The sequence below is a fragment of the Lysinibacillus canaveralius genome, assembly GCF_047301505.1.
Lineage (GTDB): Bacteria > Bacillota > Bacilli > Bacillales_A > Planococcaceae > Lysinibacillus_B.
Genome location: NZ_CP154840.1, coordinates 3,317,970 through 3,338,776, shown reverse-complemented (window position 1 = coordinate 3,338,776; position 20,807 = coordinate 3,317,970). Strand labels below are relative to the sequence as shown.

The following is a 20,807-nucleotide window of genomic DNA, read 5'->3' as shown; positions in this document are numbered from 1 at the left end:
TTATTTTAATAAAAGGAAATCCATCTTGGGAATAGCTTTTAAGTAAGAGAGCAATTATTCATATCTTGAATTATGCCAGAACAACATTTTATCATCCTGCTCTTTGGGCAAATACCAATATAGAACGGTTCTTTTCTCATACTCTACAATAGAGGAGGGATTCTATGGCAAGATTTTACGGTAGGGGGCCCGGCCGCCCGTATGGAGGACCATATGGAGGCCCAGGCTTTGGCAATTTTGGAGGACCATTCTTAGGCGGCTTCTTAGGAGGGGTCCTTGGAAGTGCGTTTGTACCAAATTACCGACCATATCCATATTACGGGAACCCATATCCATATCCATACCCGTATCCGTACCCATATCCATACCAGCCATATAGACCATATTAAAAAAGCACAAATCCGCCTTTGGTGGATTTGTGCTCTTCTTACTTAATGCCTTGTTCTTTTTTCATGCGGTTAATTTCTTCTTCTAAATCATCATGTGTTGTCCCACTCCAAGGTCTTACCCCAGCAATGTAAGAGGAGCGGCTCATAATATGGCCTCCAACAGGACCCGTAATAAAGATGAAGAGAATCCCTAATAAAATACGGGCATTGAAATGATCCTCAATAAGCCAAAAATGCAGGAACACACCGATTAAAATACACATAACCCCCAGTGTGGCGCTTTTAGAGGCTGCATGAGCTCGTGTATAAAGGTCAGGCAATCGAAATAACCCAATGGCTGTGACGACGATAAATAACACGCCGACTGCTATAAAGAAAACAATCAATACGTTAGCGAGAATTGTCACGTTCAATGATATCTCCTTTCTCTATGAATTTAGAGAAAGCAACTGTACCGATGAATGATAAGATCGCCAGCAGTAAAATAATTTCTAGGAAATAGCTTGTTTCTACCATGATGGAGAACAAGCCTACTAGTGAAATAAGGCAGACACCGATTGTATCCAGAGAGATGACCCTGTCAGAAGCGTCAGGTCCCTTTACTAGACGATAGATAATGACAATCATTGAGAGTGTAATGAGGACGATTGAGCCCCAAATAAAGTATGTCATGCACGGCTCACCTCCAGAATAGCTTTTTCGAATGAATCGCGTATCGATGCAATCGTTTCATCTATATCTGCCGCATCGATCGCGTGAATATATAAATATTTATTATCATCGGAAATATGAACAACAACCGTTCCAGGCGTAAGGGTAATCAAACTGGATAAAAGTGTAAGCTCCCATTCTTCAATTAATGCTGTTTCATACTTGAAAAAAGCCGGCTGCATATCCATTTTTGGTTTTAATACGACTTTTAATACAGCAATATTCGCAAGAATAAGCTCTTTTAGGAACAGCAGCACTAATTTAATGATCGCCCAAACCCTTTCAAGATAAAGCCGGCTTTTGAAGAAACGCCGCATCATGACCAGCGCTAAAGCTCCCAGCAGAAAGCCGATTAGGAATCCATTGGCACTAAAATTCGTGGATAGAAACATCCATAGAAATGCTAAGGAGAAGTTAAGCAGAATTTGAAAGGCCAATCTATTCTCCTCCTTTCATGACTGCATCTACATATATGCTTGGATCAACTAGAATTTTCGCCGCATTATCCATAAACGGGACGAGCCATTCCGAACCGACCCCGTAGGCAACGGATATAATAACAAGTATGGCAGTTGGGAAGAACATGCGGTTATAGCGGTGCTTTTCCACAGCAGCGCGTTCTCCTTCTTCACCCCAAAATGCATAAATAAAGATACGGATCACCGACAGCAATACAATCAAGCTTGAGGCTAGCAGAAAAATGCTGCTCCAAATATTGCCTGCTTCAAAACCACCCTGCACAATTAGCAGTTTGCCTACGAACCCGCTTAAGGGCGGGATGCCAGCAAGACCGAAAGCAGCGATTAAATAGAACCACCCAAGCGCAGGGTATGTTTTCATTAAGCCGCCCATTTTACGCAAATTCGAAGTGCCGGTGACATAGATAACCAAACCAACCAGCATGAACAAAACTGCCTTAATAATCATATCGTGGACAAGATAGAAGAGAGCTCCCTCTAGTCCAATTTCGTTCATTTGTGCAGCACCGAATAAGATGACTCCGACGGCTATCACAATGTTATAGATAATAATTTGTTTTACATTAAATGTAGCAAGTGCACCAATGCATCCTGCCAAAATTGTTAAAACGGCTAAAATCAGCAGGATCTCATGTGTATACGAAACATCATGTACGAAAAAGAGCGTGTATGTACGCATAATCGCATAGACCCCGACCTTTGTAAGCAATGCACCGAACAATGCAAGAACAGGGATAGGGGCTGCTCCATATGAGCTTGGCAGCCAGAAATAAAGCGGGAAAATCGCTGCCTTCAATCCGAATACGAGCAAGAACAGAACAGCAATTGTCGTAATGATGCCAGGCTGATTAATTTCAGCAATTTTCACTGAAATATCTGCCATGCTTAATGTTCCTACAACAGAATATAAATAAGCTACCGCAATAACGAATAAAGCGGAGGAAATGACGTTAACTAAAATGTATTTGATGGACTCTCGAAGCTGTCCTTTCTCCCCGCCTAGTACAATCAGCAGATAGGAAGACATTAAGAGGACTTCAAAGAATACAAACAAGTTAAAAATATCGCCTGTTGTAAAGGCGCCTGTTACCCCAGTTAAAATGAACATGAGGCCAGGGTAGTAGAAAAACTTTTCCCGTTCACGGCCGATGGATTCGAAGCCGTACCAAACGATGAAAAATCCAAGTACGAAAGTAGTGAACACCAGCAATGAAGACATACCATCAGCTACCATCGTAATGCCATAAGGTACCGGCCAGTTCCCGAATGTTACAGATTGTATCCCTTCATCTTTTACCTTCACCATAACAAGAAACGCCACGAATGCTGCGCAGAAAAGCGTCAGTAAGGAAAGAATCCGCTGTAGTCGGACATTCTTGTGTAAAAACATTAGGACCATTCCCATGAAAAATGGGATAAGGATCGGAATTAACAGGAAGTTAGTCATCTTCATCACTTCCTTTCATCTTAGTCGTATCATCCGTTCCAAGCTCTTGATAAGCGCGGTAGGCAAGTACGAGGAAGAACGCCGTCACTCCAAATGAAATAACAATCGCTGTTAAGATTAGTGCTTGTGGCAGAGGGTCTGCATAGTCCGTTACACCCTCTCCTAGCACGGGAGGACTTTCTCCTCCAAGACCACCCATCGTCAAAATGAGCAGATGTGCACCGTGACTCAAAAGTCCAGTACCGATAATAATCCGCAAAAGGGAGCGGGATAAGATTAAATAAATTGCGGCCATGAATAGGAATCCGCAGACAAAAGCCATTACAATTTCCATTATTCATCCTCTCCTATCGTTTGAATAATGGTCATCGTCACACCGACAACAACGAGAAATACACCAAGGTCAAACAAAGCTGCAGTATGAAGCGATGTCTTTCCAATCAGCGGCAAGTAGAAATAATCAAAAAAGTGAGTAAAGAAAGGTTTTCCCTTAAACATCGGAAAAGCGGCCGTTCCTACTGCCAAAATTAATCCGGCTGCCGTCATATACATATAGTTCACCGGTAGAATCATCTGTACGGTTTTCAAATCATAAGCAATTACGAGAAGAACAATCGCACTTGACATTAATAGACCGCCTACAAATCCTCCTCCTGGTGTATAATGCCCTGCAAAGAAAATATGGACAGCGAAGAAGAAAATGATGAAGAACACGAATTTAGAAGTGAATTGAAGAATTAAATTATTCGTTCTCATTACTTTTCTCCTTTCTGCTCAAACGAAGCTTAATCATGGCATAAATACCCATACCGGCAATACCAAGCACCGTAATTTCAAATAATGTATCAAATCCTCGATAGTCTACTAGAATAACGTTTACGATATTGCCCCCTCCAGCAAGGGAATACACCGTTTCCTTATAGTAACCGGAAATAGATTCAACTAATTTTTGTGAATGCGCAGATAACGCCAGTAACGTCACCATAGCACCGACACCAATTGCAATGACCGCACGTCCCACTTGGAAGCGCATCCGTTCTTCCACACGTCCAAGCTTCGGTAAATGATAGAAAGCCATCAGGAACAATGCAACGGAAATCGTTTCGATGACCAGCTGTGTCAATGCAAGATCAGGTGCGTTGAAAATGACAAAGAATAGGGCCACTGTATAGCCGACTGCCCCCAGCCCAACAATCGCTGTAATGCGAGATTTTGCAAACAGGGTAGTGAGCGTCCCTATTACTAATACAGCAATCAGGGTAATATCATAGATTGCAATTGGGGAAACGTTTTCAAAAGATAAAGCAAATGCATCTTTGATGAAAAGCGTCCCAATAACAATACTGACGATGGCAGCAAACATGTATGTCAAATATTTCCGAATCGACCCTGTCATATAAAGGTTTGAGAAACGCTCCATTAACGTATCCAGTACCGTATTCATCATAAAATCATACAGTTTATTTAGCGACAGCCAGTCCGGAATAATACGATAAACTTTTTGCCACTTAGGAAGCACAAGGAACAATAGTAAACCAACTGCAACTACGCCGACTGTCATCCAGAACTCGGGCTGGAATCCGTGCCATGCATGTACTGCAATATTCACTTCATCAGGCGAAGAATATAAAAACGGCTGAATTACTGCAACAGCAGGTTTCACAAATAGATCGCCTATTAGGTTTGGGATGAAAAAGATTACAACGACAAGGGTTGCTAGAATGACTGGAGAAACGAGCATACCAACCGGTGCTTCATGTGGTTTTTTTGGTAATTCCGCCGCTTGTAATTTTCCAGTAAACGTTTTAAACACAAAGTAAAAGCTATACACAAACGTGAATACGCTTGCCACCCAAGCAATAATCGGGAATAATATGCCGAATGTTTCGAAGTTGAATAGGCCAAATTCTTTCACTGAAAGCATGCCCGTCAAAAACATTTCCTTACTCAAGAAGCCGTTAAATGGCGGAAGACCTGCCATAGAAAAGCTGCCGATTAATGCTACTGTAAAGCTGACCGGCATAAGGCTCATTAGTCCGCCCAATTTTCTAATATCTCTGGTCCCTGTCTCATGATCTACAATCCCGGCAATCATGAACAGACTTCCTTTAAATGTGGCGTGGTTAATCAAATGGAAGATTGCTGCAAATGCGGCGTATTTAAAGACCGTGCCTGCTGCATCTTCTACATGGAAAGCCATTGCTGCTACACCTAAAAGCGACATAATAAGGCCAAGCTGACTTACGGTGGAGAAGGCTAAAATCCCTTTTAAATCGGTCTGCTTAGAGGCAAACAGGGAGCCCCAAAGCAAAGTAAGTAATCCAATACCGGCAACAAGCCAAACCCATACTTCAGAAAGGGCAAAAATTGGTGTAAAGCGCGCTACTAAATAGATTCCGGCTTTTACCATTGTGGCTGAATGAAGGTAAGCAGAAACAGGTGTGGGCGCCTCCATTGCATCTGGCAGCCAAATATAGAACGGGAACTGCGCAGATTTTGTAAATGCTCCTAGTAAAATTAATACAAGCGCAAGTACAAAATAATCATGTGAAGCTATGCTAGGTGCCTGAACAATTAACTCCCGGATGGAGAATGTGCCGCCCATCAGTGATAGAAGAACGAAACCGCCAAGCATCATCAATCCGCCGGCAACTGTAATCATCATCGATTTTAAAGCACCGAAACGAGACTTATCGCGATTGAACCAGTACCCAATCAACAGGAAGGATGAAATGGAAGTCAACTCCCAGAATAGATAAAGAGTAATGACATGGTCGGATTGAACGACCCCAAGCATTGCCGTCATAAACATTAATAAATAAACATAAAAGTTGTGTAGCTGCTCCTTTGTTTTATCCAAATAGAAAATAGAATAAAGAACAACTAACGAGCCGATTCCTGTTATCAGGATGGAAAAGAGTACACTCAATCCGTCCAAATAAGAACTGAACGAAATATCGAGAGAGGGAATCCACTCCATAACCGCAACGGCAGACTCTCCATTAATCGTTTGCTTGATGAACGAGATATAATAGCCGAGTAAAGCAAGGGGGACTAACAATACAAACCATCCCGTATGTATGGCCCGAATTTGCTTAAATAAAAAAGGCAACAAAATTGCTGCAATAATCGGGATGAATATGGCAAGCACTTGCATCACCGCGCCTCCTTTCAAAAAATATTTTCTCAATAGCACAATTATAACGTACTTCAAAGGCAGATGCATACCTGTAATCTCTTACAGGAGTTGATAAGAGCGGGGTTTTTTCAGTATTATTAAATATGTAGGAATAAAGAAAAATGGGGTAAAAAAAATTATGAAAAATCCATATTTATATGGCTATCTACCGCTTTTTACGATTTTGCTTTTTAGTTTGACATTTGGCATTTATGTAGTGACAGAATCAATGGGGATCTTGCAGGGAATCGGTGTATATGCCGGCATGCGCGAATTTTTGTCGGAGATGGAGTTAAAAGTGTTTTTACTAATTCTATTTTCTCTTGGCTTTTTTATGCTATTTTCCGCCCTTAAGTTAATCGGAGAGACTGTCCATGAATTAGGCATGCTTTTCTTTTCGAAAGATTATAAAGGGGAGACAATGAGCGCAGCACGCGGAGGGTATGTCATCTTTTTCATTGGAGCACTGCTGTCTGCTTTTGGTATTCAATCGGCCATTGTACTGCTCGCTGTAGCTGCATTGACTGTAGCGGTTTATTTTGTGTATACGATTTATAAAATGAGCTTTTTTATGAATATGACAGGCTTAATTGGGCTGATCTTTTTTGAAATACTATTTTGGGTATTATTTAGTACTACGATACTATACATAATTATCAAGCTATATAACGGCATTATTGCAAGCTTGCCGTTTGTATAGACCAAATACCTTTACATATGAAAAGAGGATCACCAGTTAATGGTGATCCTTCTTTAATCCATGATAGCATTGAATATTTTAAAATGAATTCGGTACTTTTCGAGATTTTGCATATTACGAGGTTCATCGTAGCCAATCCAGACAGCGGTTGTATAATTTTCTGTCAAACCGGCCAGCCAGAAATCCTTATAGTCATTTGTCGTACCTGTTTTGGCTCCAATGTAGGAGGTATTCGTAGACAGGCCCGCCCCCGTACCTTTCCGGACAACATCGGATAAAAGAGTCCGCATATGCCGTACCGTTTTCGTCGACCAAATGACATCACGCTCATCCGGCCATTCATAAAGGATATTTCCCTCTAAATCTGTCACTTTCCGAATGGCCCTTGCCGGTAAATAACTACCATCTATAAAGCTTGTATAAGCATCAGCCATCTCCAATGAAGTTACACCATAGGTCAACCCGCCAAGTGCTGCAGAGTAGTTACGGTCCTCTTCGACAATTGACCGGAAATTAAAGCGGTCAATATATCCAAATGCTTGCTCCAGCCCAACTTTATTTAAGAGGCGGAGGGCACTAGTGTTATAGCTCCAGCTAAAGGCAGTAGAAATCGAGACATTTCCGTATATACCGCCGCCGTAGTTCTGCGGGCAAAAATTGCCCAGGCAGTAGGGAGCACCGCTGATTGTCGATGCTGGTGTGTAATCCAGCAGCTCAATAGCCGGCGCATAGTCGATTAACGGCTTGAAGGCAGAACCCGGCTGTCGAGGGGTCTGGTAGACTCGATGCAGATTTAGTTTTTCATAGTTTTTACCTGCAAACATACTAACGATCTCACGTGTTTCATTATCGATAATAACGGCACTTGCTTCAATATCATAGGGGGAAAGAATTTGATCCACCGCTGCTTCATCTTCTGCCTGTTTCTCAGGCAGAAGAGCAGTGTAAATATTAATACCTCCTGCAAGTAATTGATCAATACGAGCATCCAACTGTAACGAGATAAGATTGCGTTCCTCCGTATTATCCGTTTTGGATAAACGCTCATCAAATCCTTCTGTATGTGACACTAGCCAGCGTAGCTCCTGTAATACATATGTGCTATAGGCTGGGTGATGCTGCATTTTCTTTTTGATATGCAGTTCGATCGGCTGTTGTTTGGCAACTGCCGCTTCTTCGGAAGAAATAATATTGTTTTTAGCCAGCGTATCAAGCAAGCGTTCTTGCCGTGCCTTTGTATTGGCAAATTTCGTTACAGGGTCGTAAAGACTAGGATTGTTAGGGATGGCTGAAATGAAAGCCAGCTGTGCTACAGACAACTCACCGAGCGGACGGCCGAAGTAGTAGGTAGCTGCACTGGCAATGCCATAAACTTGATGGCCAAAATATATTTCATTCAAATACATCTCTAATATTTCTTCTTTCTCGTAGACCTGTTCAAGCTCGTAGGCATAAAATAACTCCATCAGCTTGCGCTCATATGTCTTTTCCTCGGACAAATAGCGCATGCGCACAAGCTGCTGGGTAATCGTACTGCCGCCCTGCTGCCTGGATTTTTCAGCAGAGTTAGCCATAACAGCCCGTGCAATGGCACTTACATCAAAGCCGATATGATGAAAAAAGGCAGTATCTTCACTATAGATAAATATATCTTTTACAATTTGCGGAAATTCATCATAGTTGAGCGGCTCACGCCATTCGACGTATTCCTCGCTGAATAACGTACCTTCACTATCAAGCAGCGTTACAGGCAGCTGAGCCTGCATCTGCGGAAGGTGGATAGATGCCTCTATTTTTTCCTCATGTGCTTTCGCAGCGGCTACTTCCTTCCATACTTCATTCCCTACAAGCAGCAGCAAAAGTATGGAGCAAAGAATCAGGAAATACCCGAAAATCTGTTTCATATGTTTTCCTCCAACAGTTCACATATAGCAAGAATACCATAGTTTTACTGTTCGTTATACGTGATTTTTAAGGAGATCATCCATATGCTGCTTTGGCATTTTCTGAATAAAATAGATGATGACAAATGCGATGAAAAAGAGCAGTCCAGTCGAGTAAAAGACCGCTGGAATATCCCATGCCCCGCTTATAACACCGCCTAATACAGGGCCTATAATATTTCCGAGGAAACGGAAGCTTTGGTTGTAGCCCATAATTTCCCCTTGTACATCGATCGGTGCTTCACGCCGGATTAGGGCAGATGTAATAGGGACCAGGCCTCCAACGACTATACCAAACAGAAGGCGCAGCACCATCAGCTGCCAAAGGGCAGTAACGAATGCTTGGGGAATGATGAATACAACACAAGCGATGAGTAAATATTTTAATACTTTTTCATATCCGACCCGGTCGCTCAATTTCCCCCAGAAGCGGGCAAACAAGATGTTGCCAAGACCCGTTGCACTAAAAGTAATTCCTGCAAGCAGTACTACCTCTTCAGCAGGTGTTAAGTGGGATACATATAGAGATAGGAGCGGCTGAATACTAAAGTTTCCGATTTGGATCAATGAGGTCACCATCATGACATTCAAGATCAGCCGATGATGGAAAATTGCCCAAACGACGTTTTTTCGGGAATAGACAGCCGACTTTACCTTACGTTCTATTTTTGGCTCATGGACGCTGAAAATAATTAAGAAACCAGCAATGGCAATCGTAATGGCAGTGATAATAAATGTATAACTGAATCCTACCGCATCTGCCATTGCTCCCCCGATGACAGGACCGAAAAGTGTCCCGCCGACACTGCCCATTTGCAGCGTTCCAAGCGTTTTACCAGCTACTTCCTTCGGTGTATGCTTACTTATAAAGGCTATCGAGGTAGGAATGAAACCTGTCACTACTCCCATGAATAGTCTCAAAAGGAAAAACTGCTCAACATTTTGCACGTATCCCATAAGAAAAATGCTGGCTGCAATCCCGAAAGCATTAATAATCATGATTGGCTTATAGCCGTATTTATCCGCAATTCTTCCCCAGATAGGAGACATAAGGAATGCTGTGATGAAAGTAGCGGCGAAAACAAGACCTGCCCATTTCTGCACGTAACTTTCAGTAAAATCTCCCATCGTATCTATATAAAGCGAAAGAAAAGGCATAATCATCGTTGCAGAAGCGGCTACAATAAAATTAGAAATAAATATGATGATAAAATTATGTTTGTTAGTTTGCATTGTATCTCTACTTCCTATCTTTTGTGAAAATTTCATCTATTTAGTATAACTTATTTCGTGAGACGAAGGAAATGTTCTGTTTGATTCAATACCTTTTTCCTACATACCCATTGTGCATGCACTTTAATACGTCTTTTTATAAAATGATCTGTATCCTTGCGAAAGAAGTTGCAGATTGAAAATGAATCCTGAATTCCGGCAGAGCTAAGCGGAAAAAAAAAGCAAGGTGTGGTACACTAAATCGAGGTAAGAAACACCTAGACTTATTTAAAGGAGAGACAAGTATGCTTCCACAATTAACAAAAGAATTAAATGCCGGTGAAGTACTGGTAGAAATGAAAACAACAATGGGGTCATTAAAAATTAAACTGTTCCCGGAACAGGCTCCAAAAACAGTAGAAAACTTTTTAGGTCATGCTAAGTCAGGCTATTATGACGGTATTATTTTCCACCGTGTCATTCCAAACTTCATGATCCAAGGAGGCGACCCAACAGGCACAGGTATGGGCGGCGAATCAATTTGGGGCGGTACATTTGAAGATGAGTGTGTTCCTGAATTATTAAACATCCGTGGAGCTCTTTCTATGGCGAATGCTGGACCAGGCACAAACGGCTCTCAATTCTTCATCGTGCAAGCTCCGCAAGTAGAAGTATCTATGCTGAAGCAAATGGAAGTGCGCGGCTGGGGCAAAGAAGAAGTAGATCTTTACAAGAAGAACGGCGGTACGCCTTGGTTAGATGGCAAGCATACTGTATTCGGACAAGTAGTCGAAGGCATGGATGTTGTTGACAATATTGCGAAAGTTGACCGTGATATGCGCGACAAACCAAACGAAGATGTTAAAATTGAATCGATCACTGTTTTTGAATAATAACGAAAGAAGTGTGAGATTATGGAAAATTTGATCCTCAATTGGGGGTTCCTATATTTTCCGGAAGATAAGTCCACCTACATTCCGGCCGCTGTTGAAATGCTTTTATTATTCGTAGTCGTCTTTTTATTATTCAAATGGCTGCGTAAAAAATCGGCGAAACAAGCTGCAGAGGCAAAACAGCTGGAAGAGCGTGCATTAGCAGAACGCGATAAACGAATGCAGAAGGATAAGGAATAATCATAGGAAAAAGACAAGCCTCAAACTGCAGGCTTGTCTTTTTTTATAGCAAAATGCAGAAAAATTGTATAGAAGAAAGGAACGGCTATGGTAAAGATCACGAGCCCATTCCAACCCCAAGATGACCAGATAGGACTCAGAAGTGTACTCCCTGTTGCTACTCCAACGTAATAGGATACAAGGTATAAGCTGGAGGCAAGTCCTTTTTGTGACTCTGCCGTAGAAGAAACAGTACTTGCTGTCAAAGAATGGGCTGTAAAGAACCCAAAGCATGTAATGCAAAGTCCAGCTACGACTCCTGGTATAGACGAGCTTAGTGTCAGCGCAAGCCCGGCCAATAGTACAATGATTGCTGTATTGCGAAGAAAATATAAAGAAAACCGGTTTGATAGATAGCTGGCGGTCGGTGCACCGATAATACCGAAACCGTAAGCAAAATAAATAGACGAAATGGAATCTAGCGGCATCCCATATGGCGGTCCGGTTAAATGAAATGGTAAATATGTCCACATGCCAGTGAAGGACATCTGTAACGCAATACCCAGCCCGAACATCAGAAGCAGCAAAGGATTTTTCATATGCTGATAGAATCCAAGAAAATCTGTGCGCAGCGTTCGTTCACCTGGTGCAAAATTCTTTGATTTCGGCAAAGAGAAAGAAACGAACACAAGAACTAGGACACCGAAGGCACTTAAATAGAGGATTGCATGCTGCCACGTTTGATGTTCTGAAACATAACCCGTAACAACTCGTCCAATCATTCCGCCAAGCGCATTGCAGGATATGTAGAAGGCAGTTACTAAAGCACTGTGCTTTGTATCAATTTCTTCTGCAATATAGGCAAGAGCGGCAGCCGGAACACCAGCAAGCATGAATCCCTGTACAAAACGGATTACAGCAATCATTGGAAATGAATGTGCAAAGGGAATGCAAAAGAATGTGAGAAGAGACAGAAAAATAGATAGCTTAATAAACAGAACCCGCCCGTGACGATCGGAAAGAAATCCTAATACAATCAGCCCAGCAATGAGTGAGATAGTCGGCAGAGACATCGTCAAGCTTGCTGCGGATACAGAAATATGAAATTCTTCCGTAAAGAGAGGAAGGAGAGGCTGAGTTGAATACATGACCGCAAAAATGAACATCGATGCAAGACCCAAACTCAGCACAATCATCCAATAGGAACGGTTCTCTGGTGTATATCCCTTCATAGATACCCCTCCCTGCAATGTCTATCTTTTTTAACCTGATTTATAGAGTCATACTTATACCGAGAATTCCTTTACATCCAAAACATTATAAAGTAGGAAGGGTTTATTCAAAAGCCTTTTTAAATCTTTGGACCCCGTCTTTTATTGTTTCAAATGGGGCAGCAACATTCATTCGTAAAAATCCGCGGCCTGCTTCCCCGTATTTAGTACCTGGTTCGAGGGCTAGCTTTCCGACTGTTAATAGACGTTCCATTACTTCTTTTTCTTCTATTCCCGTAGCACGGTAATCAATCCATAACAAGTAAGTTGCTTGTGGCTTTGCTATTTGGATACCTGGGATTGCAGTCAACTCTTGGATAACATAGTCCATATTTTTAGATAAATAGTCTAGTAGTTCATCGAGCCAAGCTTCTCCATGTGAATAGGCAGCTTGAATAGCTGCAGAAGCAAATGTGTTCAGCTCGAATTGACCGTGGGCAAGGGCATGCTGCTCCAATTTTGCACGGAAGTTTCGGTTTGGTACGACCATCATGGCAGCCTGGATGCCTGCGATATTAAATGTTTTCGTAGGAGCGATGCATGTAATAATGTTTGCTTCATCCGCACGTTTCACCGTCAATAAAGGGATGTGTTTGCTGCCGTCAATCAGCAGATCAGCGTGAATTTCGTCTGAAATAATAATGACATCATATTGAATGGCAAGCTCGACAAGGTGCTCCAAGTCTTCCTGTGACCATACGATTCCTCCAGGATTATGAGGGTTGCATAAAATATACAGTTTTACCCCTTGTTTAAATGTCTCCTCTAGCTGGTGGAAGTCATAATGATAAGTCCCGCCATTTTCCACTAGATCACATGAAACGATTTCTCGCTGCTGGTGCTTTGGTACATTAAAGAATGGGGGATAGACAGGTGTGGAAATGGCAATTTTATCTCCGGGTTCAGTAAAGGTTTCTACTATGCTGGCAATAGCCGGTACAACCCCCTGATTAAATAGAATTGTCGATGGATCAATCGTCCAGTGATGACGTTTTTCAAACCAGGAAACAATGGAATCTTTACATTCGTCACAAACATAGGAGTATCCAAAAACGGGATGTTCCAGGCGTTGATGTAAAGCATCAATGATTTGTTGTGGAGCGGCAAAATCCATATCTGCCACCCACATCGGTAAAATTTCTGATGCATCAGCAAGACTATAAACTGTATCCATTTTGTCCCACTTTACCGAGCGTGTGCTTCTTCTTACGTGTGCTTCGTTAAAAATCGACATACTATCACTCTTTTCTTTAGTTAGTATGATAGTTATGTTATCATACAAAATAATGAAAAGAGTAGTCAGGGGAGTTACCGTGGAAAATATTGAAATGAATAAAAAAGCTGTTGCGATGCTTGCAAAGTGGGATCCATTTAAAATAGGGGAAAATGGTTATGATACGGAAACGGCAGATGTAGTTGCAGCTCTTCAAGTAATCGATGATCCAAGTAAGCTCGGAAAAGTCATTCAGCAAGTATATGAGCTTTCCTTTGAACAGTGGATACCTTTTGAGGATTGTGTTGAAATCGCCCGCAAGCTAATTGCGATCAAATATGAAGCAAAGTGCATTATTTAAAAAACTCGGCTTTTGCCGAGTTTTTTAATTCTGTAGTGTATCCATTAAGTTAGAGGCTGGAACTTCCAAAACATTCGAAAGTTTTAGGATTGTCTGAATGGAAGGTGTTGACTCACCTCTTTCGTACATAGATAATTTTTCAACTCCAAGTTGTGTTTTCAGTGATAAATCCTCAAGAGACCAGTTCCGTTCTTCCCGCAGCTGTTTTAATAACTCATGTAACGCAATTCTCATCAAGCGAGCACATCCTCTCAAATTTTTACTATATAAGTTCATTATAATACGTAAGCATTCCGGTAAATGACCCTTTTTTGTCTAAAAATTGAAACTTAAAAGCTGGACTCGGAAGACGAAGAGTCCAGCTTTTTTTATGCAAAAGCGCTTCTTATTAAAATTATCAGAATAGCAACCGGTGCAACGTAACGTACAATCGTTATCCAAATTGTAAAGAGAAGTGAAGAGGAGCGCAGCTCTTGTTGCGAAATCTTTTTCGAATAATGAAAGCCGGCAAATAACGAAATTAGTAATGCACCAATCGGCATTAATATACTGCTTGTTATATAGTCGGCAAAATCAAAGAAATTTTTCCCCATAATCGTAAAGTCGCTCATCACTCCGTAGGATAGGGCGCTTGGAATTCCGACAAGGAAGATAATAGCAGCGAAGATCCACGAAGCACGTTTACGGCCTTGCGTCTTCTGTCCAATCCCAATTGCTACTACAACTTCCAGCATGGCAATAGCGGAAGTGACAGTTGCGAATAAAATTAAAATAAAGAAGATGATCAAGAACAAGCCACCCATAGGCAATTGCTCAAATACGGCAGGTAGAATGACGAACACAAGCCCCGGTCCTTGCTCTGGGGAGTAGTCAAGTGCGAAAACTGCCGGAAAAATGACGAGACCAGCCAATATAGAAATAAGGATATTCATAATTGCCACGTTACCGGCAGAACTTACGATATTTTCCTTTGGAGATAAATAGGAAGAGTAGGTGATCATCGCTGAAACGCCGACACTAAGGGAGAAGAAGGCCTGTCCGAGTGCCAATAGTAACGTTTGAATATTTAAATATGACCAATCCGGTACAAACATGAATTTTATGCCTTCCATGGCACCATCTAAAGTCACAGAGCGGATAAATAACAGGATAAAGAAGATGAATAGCAGGGGCATCATCCATTTACTCGCGACTTCAATACCGCCTTTAATGCCTGCTTGAACAATTAGTAAGGTTAGTAACATGAATGCGCCTTGGGCAATGAGCACCTCAAAAGGATTTGCAATGATATTGCTAAATAAAGCAGCGAAGTCCAATCCCTGTCCTGTTAATTGTAATGTAACAGCTCGGAATAGATAGCTTAAAATCCAACCACCTACAACGCTGTAAAATGATAGTATAATACCGCATGCTATAAGCCCGAGCCAGCCAACCATATACCATGGCTTTCCAGGAGCCTGCGATTTAAATGAATTGATCGGATCAAGCTGACCACGGCGACCAATCATAAATTCTGCAATTAAAATCGGAAGTCCGATGACGACTGTACATAGAATGAACAGCAGAATGAAGACACTTCCTCCATTCGTTCCTGCCATATACGGAAATTTCCAAATTGCCCCAAGCCCGATTGCGCTACCAGCTGCTGCTAGTACGAAACCGATCTTGGAGGCGAATTGATCTCTTGATGACAAAGTAAAACCTCCTTAAAAGTAAAAAACGTATTCATTTTAACGCATTTCCTAATGAAAACATAGTTATTCTCTAAAAATTTCTGAAATTTATCTACTGACTTTAAAGTAAGAAAAATAAAGGATAGAAAAGTAGATGAAGATAAGCATAAATGATATACGGGACATTCTTTGTGGCGTATCTTCCGATATGTTATAATTTAACATGACATTTTCGTATATAAGTAAAGAGAAAGTAGGATTAAGCTATGGCAAAAAAATATGAAGTAGGTGACGTGCTAACTGGTAAAGTTACAGGTATCCAGCCGTACGGGGCATTTGTGGCATTGGACGAAAACACACAGGGGCTTGTTCATATTTCAGAAATTACGTATGGGTTTGTAAAGGACGTTCATGATTATTTAAAGGTTGGAGATGATATTACAGTAAAGGTGCTGGAAGTGGATGATGAGGCAAAGAAGATCAGCTTATCGATCCGGGTATTACACGAAGTACCCCACCCTAAAAAACGTGAGCAATTGCCGCGTAAATCACTCCAAGATCGTGTAGATGAAGATGATGCCAATGGTTTTCAAGTGCTAAAGAGTAAGCTTCAGGATTGGATTAACCAAGCGGGCGAGTAACAAAAATGTGTTTATATTAAATAAGGGCGGATAAATAGGTGCGGAGATTGTTTTTCTCTGTACCTTTTAATTTTGTGTAAAAAGGGTAATCACTTGATGAGGCATAATAAGTTTACTATATGGGCATATGAGAAATGAGAGCTTCCTTTAAATGTGAATGTTAGCAGAGGAGATAGTATATGAATTCATACAAACATGAACCACTCACCGATTTTTCATCTGCTGAAAATCGATTGGCTTATAAACAAGAGCTTGAGAAGTTAGGGTTGGAGCTAGGGAAGAACTATCCGCTTATCATTGGGGGAGAGCGCATTCCTGCAGAGAAAAAGTTCATATCCTATAATCCGGCAAAAAAATCAGAAGTTGTGGGTACGGTTTCTAATGCAACAATCGGCCATGCACAGCAGACAATGGAAGTCGCACAAGAAAAGTATAAAACATGGAGAAATGTAAAGCCGGAAATCAGGGCAAATATTTTATTTAAAGCTTCAGCAATTCTTCGCCGCCGTAAATTCGAGTTTTCCGCATTACTAACGAAAGAAGCAGGGAAGCCCTGGAAAGAAGCGGATGCTGATACAGCTGAAGCGATAGACTTTCTAGAGTATTATGGGAGAGAAATGCTGCGGTTGAAGAGTGGTGAGCCAGTTCAAAGCCGATTGAGCGAGCTCAATCGTTATGAATATATTCCACTGGGTGCAGGGATAGTTCTTCCCTCATGGAACTCCCCATTCGCCAGTATGGCAGGTATGACTGCAGCCGCTATTGTAACAGGGAATACAGTACTACTGAATCCCGCCTCTGCCGCTCCGGTTATTGCTTATAAGTTCGTAGAAGTCATGGAGGAGGCAGGGCTGCCTGTAGGTGTGCTGAACTTTATTCCGGGAAGCGGTGCAGAAGTAAGAGACTATTTAGTTGACCATCCGAAAACTAGGTTCATCAGCTTTACAGGTTCCCGAGAAGCAGGTCTTCGTATCAATGAAAGAGCATCAAAATTTGTGCAAGGCCAATTTTGGATAAAGCACATCATTGCTGAAATGGGCGGAAAGAATACAATCGTAGTGGACCATGAGGCAGATTTAGAGTTTGCAGCACAGTCTATTGTGCAATCTGCCTTTAGTTTTTCGGGTCAAAACCGTTCCACATCTTCTCGAGCGGTCATTGTAGAGGAAGTGTATGATCAGATAGTCAGTGAAGTAGCAAAATTAACGAAAGAGTTAAAAGTGGGCGATCCAGCTGATCCTGAAAACTCTCTAGCACCTGTTATTGACGATGATGCCTTTAAGAAAACTACAGAGTATATTGAAATAGGAAAATCAGAAGGACGGCTTATAGCTGGAGGAGGAAGTGATGACTCTGTAGGTTATTACATTGAGCCGACTATTTTCGCTGATGTGGATCGTTCTGCTCGTATTATGAAAGAAGAAATTATTGGGCCTGTATTGGCGATGACGAAAGCAAAGGATTTTACGGAAGCTCTTGAAATTGCAAATGATACTGAGTGTGGATTAACAGGTACAGTTATATCGAATAACCGCATGCATATAGAGCAGGCCTGTATGGAATTTCATGTAGGGAATCTTTATATTAACCGGGGGTGTACAGGTGCCGTTGTTGGCTATCAACCTTTTGGTGGAATTAAATCTGGTGTTACTTCAAAAGCAGGGGGACCAGATTACTTAAAGCTTTATATGCAATCAAAAACTATATGTGAAAACTTTTAACTGTAAAGTGACATGGCTGCGTCAATCAATAGGTCGAAAATCACTAATTATTCATGTTAATTAACACTTAATGTAAGCGTACCCATGACTAAGTAAACAAAATCTTAAAAGTGTTCAAAATGTGACAAAATAATAGCCAATTCTTATAAGAAGTATGTTACAATGTTGGCGTTATCACTAATTAAATTTAAAGAGGCGAATATATAATGGCTGAAAATTTAAACCTATTCACATCAACACAGGAAGTTATTCAAGAAGCGTTAGGCAAGCTTGGCTATGACGAAGCAATGTATGATTTACTGAAAGAGCCGCTGCGTCTGCTAACTGTGCGTATCCCTGTAAAAATGGATGATGGCACTACAAAAGTATTTACTGGTTATCGTGCGCAGCACTCTGACGCAGTAGGTCCAACAAAAGGTGGTGTACGTTTCCACCCAATGGTTAGCGAAGAAGAGGTAAAGGCGCTTTCTATGTGGATGACATTGAAGTGTGGTATTGTCGACCTTCCTTATGGAGGCGGTAAGGGCGGTATTATCTGCGACCCGCGTCAAATGTCTATGGGTGAATTGGAACGTTTAAGCCGTGGTTACGTTCGTGCAATTAGCCAAGTAGTAGGTCCTACTAAGGATATTCCGGCACCGGACGTTTTCACAAATGCACAAATTATGGCATGGATGATGGATGAATATAGCCGAATGGATGAATTCAACTCACCTGGTTTTATCACAGGTAAACCAATTGTTCTTGGTGGATCGCAAGGCCGCGACCGTGCAACAGCAGAAGGTGTTACGATTGTTATTCAGGAGGCGGCGAAAAAACGTGGACTCGATATTAAAGATGCACGTGTCGTAATTCAAGGTTTCGGTAACGCAGGAAGCTTCCTAGCAAAATTCATGAGTGATTTAGGCGTGAAAGTTATCGGTATTTCCGATGCATACGGTGCTCTTCATGATCCAAACGGACTTGATATTGATTACTTATTAGATCGTCGTGATTCATTTGGTACTGTTACCACATTATTTGAAAATACAATTACAAACAAAGAGCTTCTGGAACTAGACTGCGATATTTTAGTCCCAGCTGCTATAGAAAACCAAATCACAGCTGAAAACGCACATAATATCAAAGCTGATATTGTGGTGGAAGCTGCAAATGGTCCTACAACAGCAGAAGCAACAAAAATTCTAACAGACCGTGGAATTCTTTTAGTGCCGGATGTTCTTGCATCAGCTGGTGGTGTAACAGTATCCTACTTTGAATGGGTACAAAACAATCAAGGATACTATTGGACAGAAGAAGAAGTGCGCGAGAAATTGTACCGCAAAATGGTAGATGCATTTGAAAATGTCTATACAACAGCAACAAACCGAAACATCAATATGCGTCTGGCGGCGTATATGGTAGGTGTTCGTCGTACGGCCGAAGCTTCTCGCTTCCGTGGATGGGTCTAATACGTATAAAATAGAGCTATGTGAGTACTCACATAGCTTTTTTTTATGGATAGGAAAGGGCGATCTTACTAATATTAAGCAGAAGAGGTGTTAGGAAATGAATAGTTTTACGTTTTGGAATCCAGTCAGACTACATTTTGGAAAGAACAGTATTGAACAGTTAGTAAAAGAAGTGCTTCCATATCATAAAGTGCTGATTGTTTATGGAGGAGGCAGTATTAAAAAGAATGGTGTCTATGAGGATGTAACAAAAGCATTGGCAGGAAAAGAAATCTTCGAACTTTCCGGTGTTGAACCTAACCCGCGTGTTTCAACAGCTCGCAAAGGAATCGAGATTTGTAAGCAGGAAGGGATTGATTTAGTTCTGGCAGTTGGCGGCGGATCAGTAATCGATTGTGCGAAACTAATTGCTGCTGGAGCTAAAATTGAAGAGGATGCTTGGGACCTAGTTAAAAAGAAGGTTATTGCAACAGAAGCTCTTCCGCTGGGAACAGTGCTAACTCTAGCTGCCACTGCATCGGAAATGAATTCCGGATCTGTTATTACGAATCTAGAAACGAAAGAAAAATTAGGTTGGGGCAGCCCGGCTACTTTCCCTGCATTTTCAATTTTAGATCCAAGCTATACGTTTACCGTACCAGCAGATCAAACAGTAAATGGTGTGGTAGATACGATGACACACATCTTCGAACAGTATTTTAATAATGCGACAAATACCCCAATTACAGACGAAATGAGTGAAGGGATTCTACGTACAATTATTGAAGTAGCACCAAAAGTACTGAAGGAGCCGGACAACTATGAACACCGTGAAACGCTGATGCTTGCTGGTACAATGGGGCTGAACGGTTTCTTATCAATTGGTTCTCGAGGAGACTGGGCAACTCATAATATTGAGCATGCTGTTTCAGCCTATTATGATATCCCACATGCAGGCGGTCTAGCGATTCTTTTACCAAACTGGATGCGTCATAATCTGCAGATCAATCCGGCGCGTTTTGCTCGAATGGCAGAAAAAGTCTTCGGTGTAGAGCGTCAAGATCGAACTGAGGAAGAAGTAGCAACGGAAGGGATTGAACGTTTGAGTGCATTTTGGAAGTCGATTGGGGCTCCGAGTCGTCTAGCGGATTATAATATTACAGATGCAGATTTCGATGGCATCATTGAGCACACAATGTTTAATGGACCTTTCGGAAACTTTAATAAGCTCGATCGGCAAGATGTTCGTGCTATTTTAGAGGCATCCCTGTAAGAATCAGGCTTTATATGCAGAAATAGCTATTTGCTAGGAGAGTATGTAAATCC

Annotated in this window: 22 protein-coding genes; 9 read left to right on the top strand and 13 right to left on the bottom strand. The window is 41.5% G+C overall.

The window, feature by feature from the left end; all coding sequences use genetic code 11:
• Positions 1-164 precede the first annotated feature (164 nt).
• On the top strand, positions 165-389 hold the full coding sequence (locus tag AA0Y26_RS17000) for a hypothetical protein (RefSeq protein ID WP_413363232.1): 225 nt from the start codon (positions 165-167) through the stop codon (positions 387-389).
• Between the two features lie 38 nt (positions 390-427).
• On the opposite strand, the gene mnhG is transcribed toward AA0Y26_RS17000, so the two are convergent.
• From mnhG to AA0Y26_RS16965, 7 genes are read right to left on the bottom strand one after another with little or no spacing between them, the layout of a single operon-like run.
• Positions 428-796: a monovalent cation/H(+) antiporter subunit G gene (mnhG, locus tag AA0Y26_RS16995; RefSeq protein WP_413368269.1), complete on the bottom strand. Its 369-nt coding sequence runs from the start codon at positions 794-796 to the stop codon at positions 428-430.
• Positions 780-1,061: a Na(+)/H(+) antiporter subunit F1 gene (locus AA0Y26_RS16990; protein ID WP_413363231.1), complete on the bottom strand. Its 282-nt coding sequence runs from the start codon at positions 1,059-1,061 to the stop codon at positions 780-782. Before AA0Y26_RS16990 ends, mnhG begins: the two co-directional genes overlap by 17 nt.
• The gene (locus AA0Y26_RS16985) at positions 1,058-1,537 is read right to left on the bottom strand and encodes a Na+/H+ antiporter subunit E (RefSeq protein ID WP_413363230.1); all 480 of its coding nucleotides are present in this window, start codon (positions 1,535-1,537) and stop codon (positions 1,058-1,060) included. The genes AA0Y26_RS16990 and AA0Y26_RS16985 overlap by 4 nt, the downstream gene beginning before the upstream one ends.
• Before the next feature lies 1 nt (position 1,538).
• The gene (locus tag AA0Y26_RS16980; RefSeq protein WP_413368267.1) at positions 1,539-3,026 is read right to left on the bottom strand and encodes a Na+/H+ antiporter subunit D; all 1,488 of its coding nucleotides are present in this window, start codon (positions 3,024-3,026) and stop codon (positions 1,539-1,541) included.
• Positions 3,019-3,360 carry a Na(+)/H(+) antiporter subunit C gene (locus AA0Y26_RS16975; RefSeq protein WP_413363229.1) on the bottom strand — a complete coding sequence of 114 codons (342 nt, stop codon included), beginning with the start codon at positions 3,358-3,360 and terminating at the stop codon, positions 3,019-3,021. Before AA0Y26_RS16975 ends, AA0Y26_RS16980 begins: the two co-directional genes overlap by 8 nt.
• Positions 3,360-3,782: a Na(+)/H(+) antiporter subunit B gene (locus tag AA0Y26_RS16970; protein ID WP_413363228.1), complete on the bottom strand. Its 423-nt coding sequence runs from the start codon at positions 3,780-3,782 to the stop codon at positions 3,360-3,362. Before AA0Y26_RS16970 ends, AA0Y26_RS16975 begins: the two co-directional genes overlap by 1 nt.
• Positions 3,769-6,186 carry a Na+/H+ antiporter subunit A gene (locus AA0Y26_RS16965; protein WP_413363227.1) on the bottom strand — a complete coding sequence of 806 codons (2,418 nt, stop codon included), beginning with the start codon at positions 6,184-6,186 and terminating at the stop codon, positions 3,769-3,771. Before AA0Y26_RS16965 ends, AA0Y26_RS16970 begins: the two co-directional genes overlap by 14 nt.
• A gap of 157 nt (positions 6,187-6,343) precedes the next feature.
• Between AA0Y26_RS16965 and AA0Y26_RS16960 the strand changes: the two genes are divergently transcribed.
• Positions 6,344-6,904, top strand: a complete 561-nt coding sequence (locus AA0Y26_RS16960) for a DUF5366 family protein (protein ID WP_413363226.1) — start codon at positions 6,344-6,346, stop codon at positions 6,902-6,904.
• Positions 6,905-6,957: 53 nt separating this feature from the next.
• On the opposite strand, the gene AA0Y26_RS16955 is transcribed toward AA0Y26_RS16960, so the two are convergent.
• Together AA0Y26_RS16955 and AA0Y26_RS16950 are read right to left on the bottom strand one after the other, a co-directional pair.
• Positions 6,958-8,808, bottom strand: a complete 1,851-nt coding sequence (locus tag AA0Y26_RS16955; RefSeq protein ID WP_413363225.1) for a transglycosylase domain-containing protein — start codon at positions 8,806-8,808, stop codon at positions 6,958-6,960.
• 54 nt (positions 8,809-8,862) lie between these two features.
• The gene (locus AA0Y26_RS16950; protein WP_413363224.1) at positions 8,863-10,080 is read right to left on the bottom strand and encodes an MFS transporter; all 1,218 of its coding nucleotides are present in this window, start codon (positions 10,078-10,080) and stop codon (positions 8,863-8,865) included.
• A 284-nt stretch (positions 10,081-10,364) separates the two neighbouring features.
• On the opposite strand from AA0Y26_RS16950, the gene AA0Y26_RS16945 reads away from it, so the two are divergent.
• Both AA0Y26_RS16945 and AA0Y26_RS16940 read left to right on the top strand, forming a co-directional pair.
• Positions 10,365-10,952 carry a peptidylprolyl isomerase gene (locus AA0Y26_RS16945; protein WP_413363223.1) on the top strand — a complete coding sequence of 196 codons (588 nt, stop codon included), beginning with the start codon at positions 10,365-10,367 and terminating at the stop codon, positions 10,950-10,952.
• Positions 10,953-10,973: 21 nt separating this feature from the next.
• Entirely contained in the window at positions 10,974-11,192 is a 219-nt protein-coding gene (locus AA0Y26_RS16940) for a hypothetical protein (RefSeq protein WP_413363222.1), read from the top strand.
• 20 nt (positions 11,193-11,212) lie between these two features.
• On the opposite strand, the gene AA0Y26_RS16935 is transcribed toward AA0Y26_RS16940, so the two are convergent.
• The gene (locus AA0Y26_RS16935; protein ID WP_413363221.1) at positions 11,213-12,403 is read right to left on the bottom strand and encodes an MFS transporter; all 1,191 of its coding nucleotides are present in this window, start codon (positions 12,401-12,403) and stop codon (positions 11,213-11,215) included.
• A gap of 103 nt (positions 12,404-12,506) precedes the next feature.
• Positions 12,507-13,676 carry a MalY/PatB family protein gene (locus tag AA0Y26_RS16930; protein WP_413363220.1) on the bottom strand — a complete coding sequence of 390 codons (1,170 nt, stop codon included), beginning with the start codon at positions 13,674-13,676 and terminating at the stop codon, positions 12,507-12,509.
• A 79-nt stretch (positions 13,677-13,755) separates the two neighbouring features.
• On the opposite strand from AA0Y26_RS16930, the gene AA0Y26_RS16925 reads away from it, so the two are divergent.
• The gene (locus AA0Y26_RS16925) at positions 13,756-14,016 is read left to right on the top strand and encodes a DUF1871 family protein (RefSeq protein ID WP_413363219.1); all 261 of its coding nucleotides are present in this window, start codon (positions 13,756-13,758) and stop codon (positions 14,014-14,016) included.
• Positions 14,017-14,040: 24 nt separating this feature from the next.
• Here the strand turns inward: AA0Y26_RS16925 and AA0Y26_RS16920 are convergent, their stop codons facing one another.
• Together AA0Y26_RS16920 and AA0Y26_RS16915 are read right to left on the bottom strand one after the other, a co-directional pair.
• The gene (locus AA0Y26_RS16920; RefSeq protein WP_413363218.1) at positions 14,041-14,250 is read right to left on the bottom strand and encodes a helix-turn-helix domain-containing protein; all 210 of its coding nucleotides are present in this window, start codon (positions 14,248-14,250) and stop codon (positions 14,041-14,043) included.
• A 134-nt stretch (positions 14,251-14,384) separates the two neighbouring features.
• Positions 14,385-15,710, bottom strand: coding sequence for a sodium-dependent transporter (locus AA0Y26_RS16915; protein WP_413363217.1), 1,326 nt, complete (start codon positions 15,708-15,710; stop codon positions 14,385-14,387).
• A 245-nt stretch (positions 15,711-15,955) separates the two neighbouring features.
• Between AA0Y26_RS16915 and yugI the strand changes: the two genes are divergently transcribed.
• From yugI to AA0Y26_RS16895, 4 genes are all read left to right on the top strand, one after another.
• Positions 15,956-16,330 (top strand): S1 domain-containing post-transcriptional regulator GSP13, encoded by a 375-nt coding sequence (yugI, locus tag AA0Y26_RS16910; protein WP_413363216.1) that lies wholly within the window; start codon positions 15,956-15,958, stop codon positions 16,328-16,330.
• Between the two features lie 179 nt (positions 16,331-16,509).
• Complete coding sequence (gene pruA, locus AA0Y26_RS16905) at positions 16,510-18,051, top strand: L-glutamate gamma-semialdehyde dehydrogenase (protein WP_413363215.1); 1,542 nt, start codon at positions 16,510-16,512, stop codon at positions 18,049-18,051.
• Between the two features lie 206 nt (positions 18,052-18,257).
• A complete protein-coding gene (locus tag AA0Y26_RS16900; RefSeq protein WP_413363214.1) occupies positions 18,258-19,502 on the top strand; it encodes a Glu/Leu/Phe/Val family dehydrogenase in 1,245 nt (414 codons plus the stop codon).
• A gap of 97 nt (positions 19,503-19,599) precedes the next feature.
• On the top strand, positions 19,600-20,754 hold the full coding sequence (locus tag AA0Y26_RS16895; protein ID WP_413363213.1) for an iron-containing alcohol dehydrogenase: 1,155 nt from the start codon (positions 19,600-19,602) through the stop codon (positions 20,752-20,754).
• Positions 20,755-20,807 lie beyond the last annotated feature (53 nt).

Coding starts and splice junctions, on each gene's coding strand:
- AA0Y26_RS17000 (WP_413363232.1), top strand. CDS start 165: ATGGCAAGATTTTACGGTAGGGGGCCCGGCCGCCCGTATGGAGGACCA.
- AA0Y26_RS16990 (WP_413363231.1), bottom strand. CDS start 1,061: ATGACATACTTTATTTGGGGCTCAATCGTCCTCATTACACTCTCAATG.
- AA0Y26_RS16980 (WP_413368267.1), bottom strand. CDS start 3,026: ATGACTAACTTCCTGTTAATTCCGATCCTTATCCCATTTTTCATGGGA.
- AA0Y26_RS16975 (WP_413363229.1), bottom strand. CDS start 3,360: ATGGAAATTGTAATGGCTTTTGTCTGCGGATTCCTATTCATGGCCGCA.
- AA0Y26_RS16970 (WP_413363228.1), bottom strand. CDS start 3,782: ATGAGAACGAATAATTTAATTCTTCAATTCACTTCTAAATTCGTGTTC.
- AA0Y26_RS16960 (WP_413363226.1), top strand. CDS start 6,344: ATGAAAAATCCATATTTATATGGCTATCTACCGCTTTTTACGATTTTG.
- AA0Y26_RS16955 (WP_413363225.1), bottom strand. CDS start 8,808: ATGAAACAGATTTTCGGGTATTTCCTGATTCTTTGCTCCATACTTTTG.
- AA0Y26_RS16950 (WP_413363224.1), bottom strand. CDS start 10,080: ATGCAAACTAACAAACATAATTTTATCATCATATTTATTTCTAATTTT.
- AA0Y26_RS16945 (WP_413363223.1), top strand. CDS start 10,365: ATGCTTCCACAATTAACAAAAGAATTAAATGCCGGTGAAGTACTGGTA.
- AA0Y26_RS16940 (WP_413363222.1), top strand. CDS start 10,974: ATGGAAAATTTGATCCTCAATTGGGGGTTCCTATATTTTCCGGAAGAT.
- AA0Y26_RS16935 (WP_413363221.1), bottom strand. CDS start 12,403: ATGAAGGGATATACACCAGAGAACCGTTCCTATTGGATGATTGTGCTG.
- AA0Y26_RS16930 (WP_413363220.1), bottom strand. CDS start 13,676: ATGTCGATTTTTAACGAAGCACACGTAAGAAGAAGCACACGCTCGGTA.
- AA0Y26_RS16920 (WP_413363218.1), bottom strand. CDS start 14,250: ATGAGAATTGCGTTACATGAGTTATTAAAACAGCTGCGGGAAGAACGG.
- yugI (WP_413363216.1), top strand. CDS start 15,956: ATGGCAAAAAAATATGAAGTAGGTGACGTGCTAACTGGTAAAGTTACA.
- pruA (WP_413363215.1), top strand. CDS start 16,510: ATGAATTCATACAAACATGAACCACTCACCGATTTTTCATCTGCTGAA.
- AA0Y26_RS16900 (WP_413363214.1), top strand. CDS start 18,258: ATGGCTGAAAATTTAAACCTATTCACATCAACACAGGAAGTTATTCAA.
- AA0Y26_RS16895 (WP_413363213.1), top strand. CDS start 19,600: ATGAATAGTTTTACGTTTTGGAATCCAGTCAGACTACATTTTGGAAAG.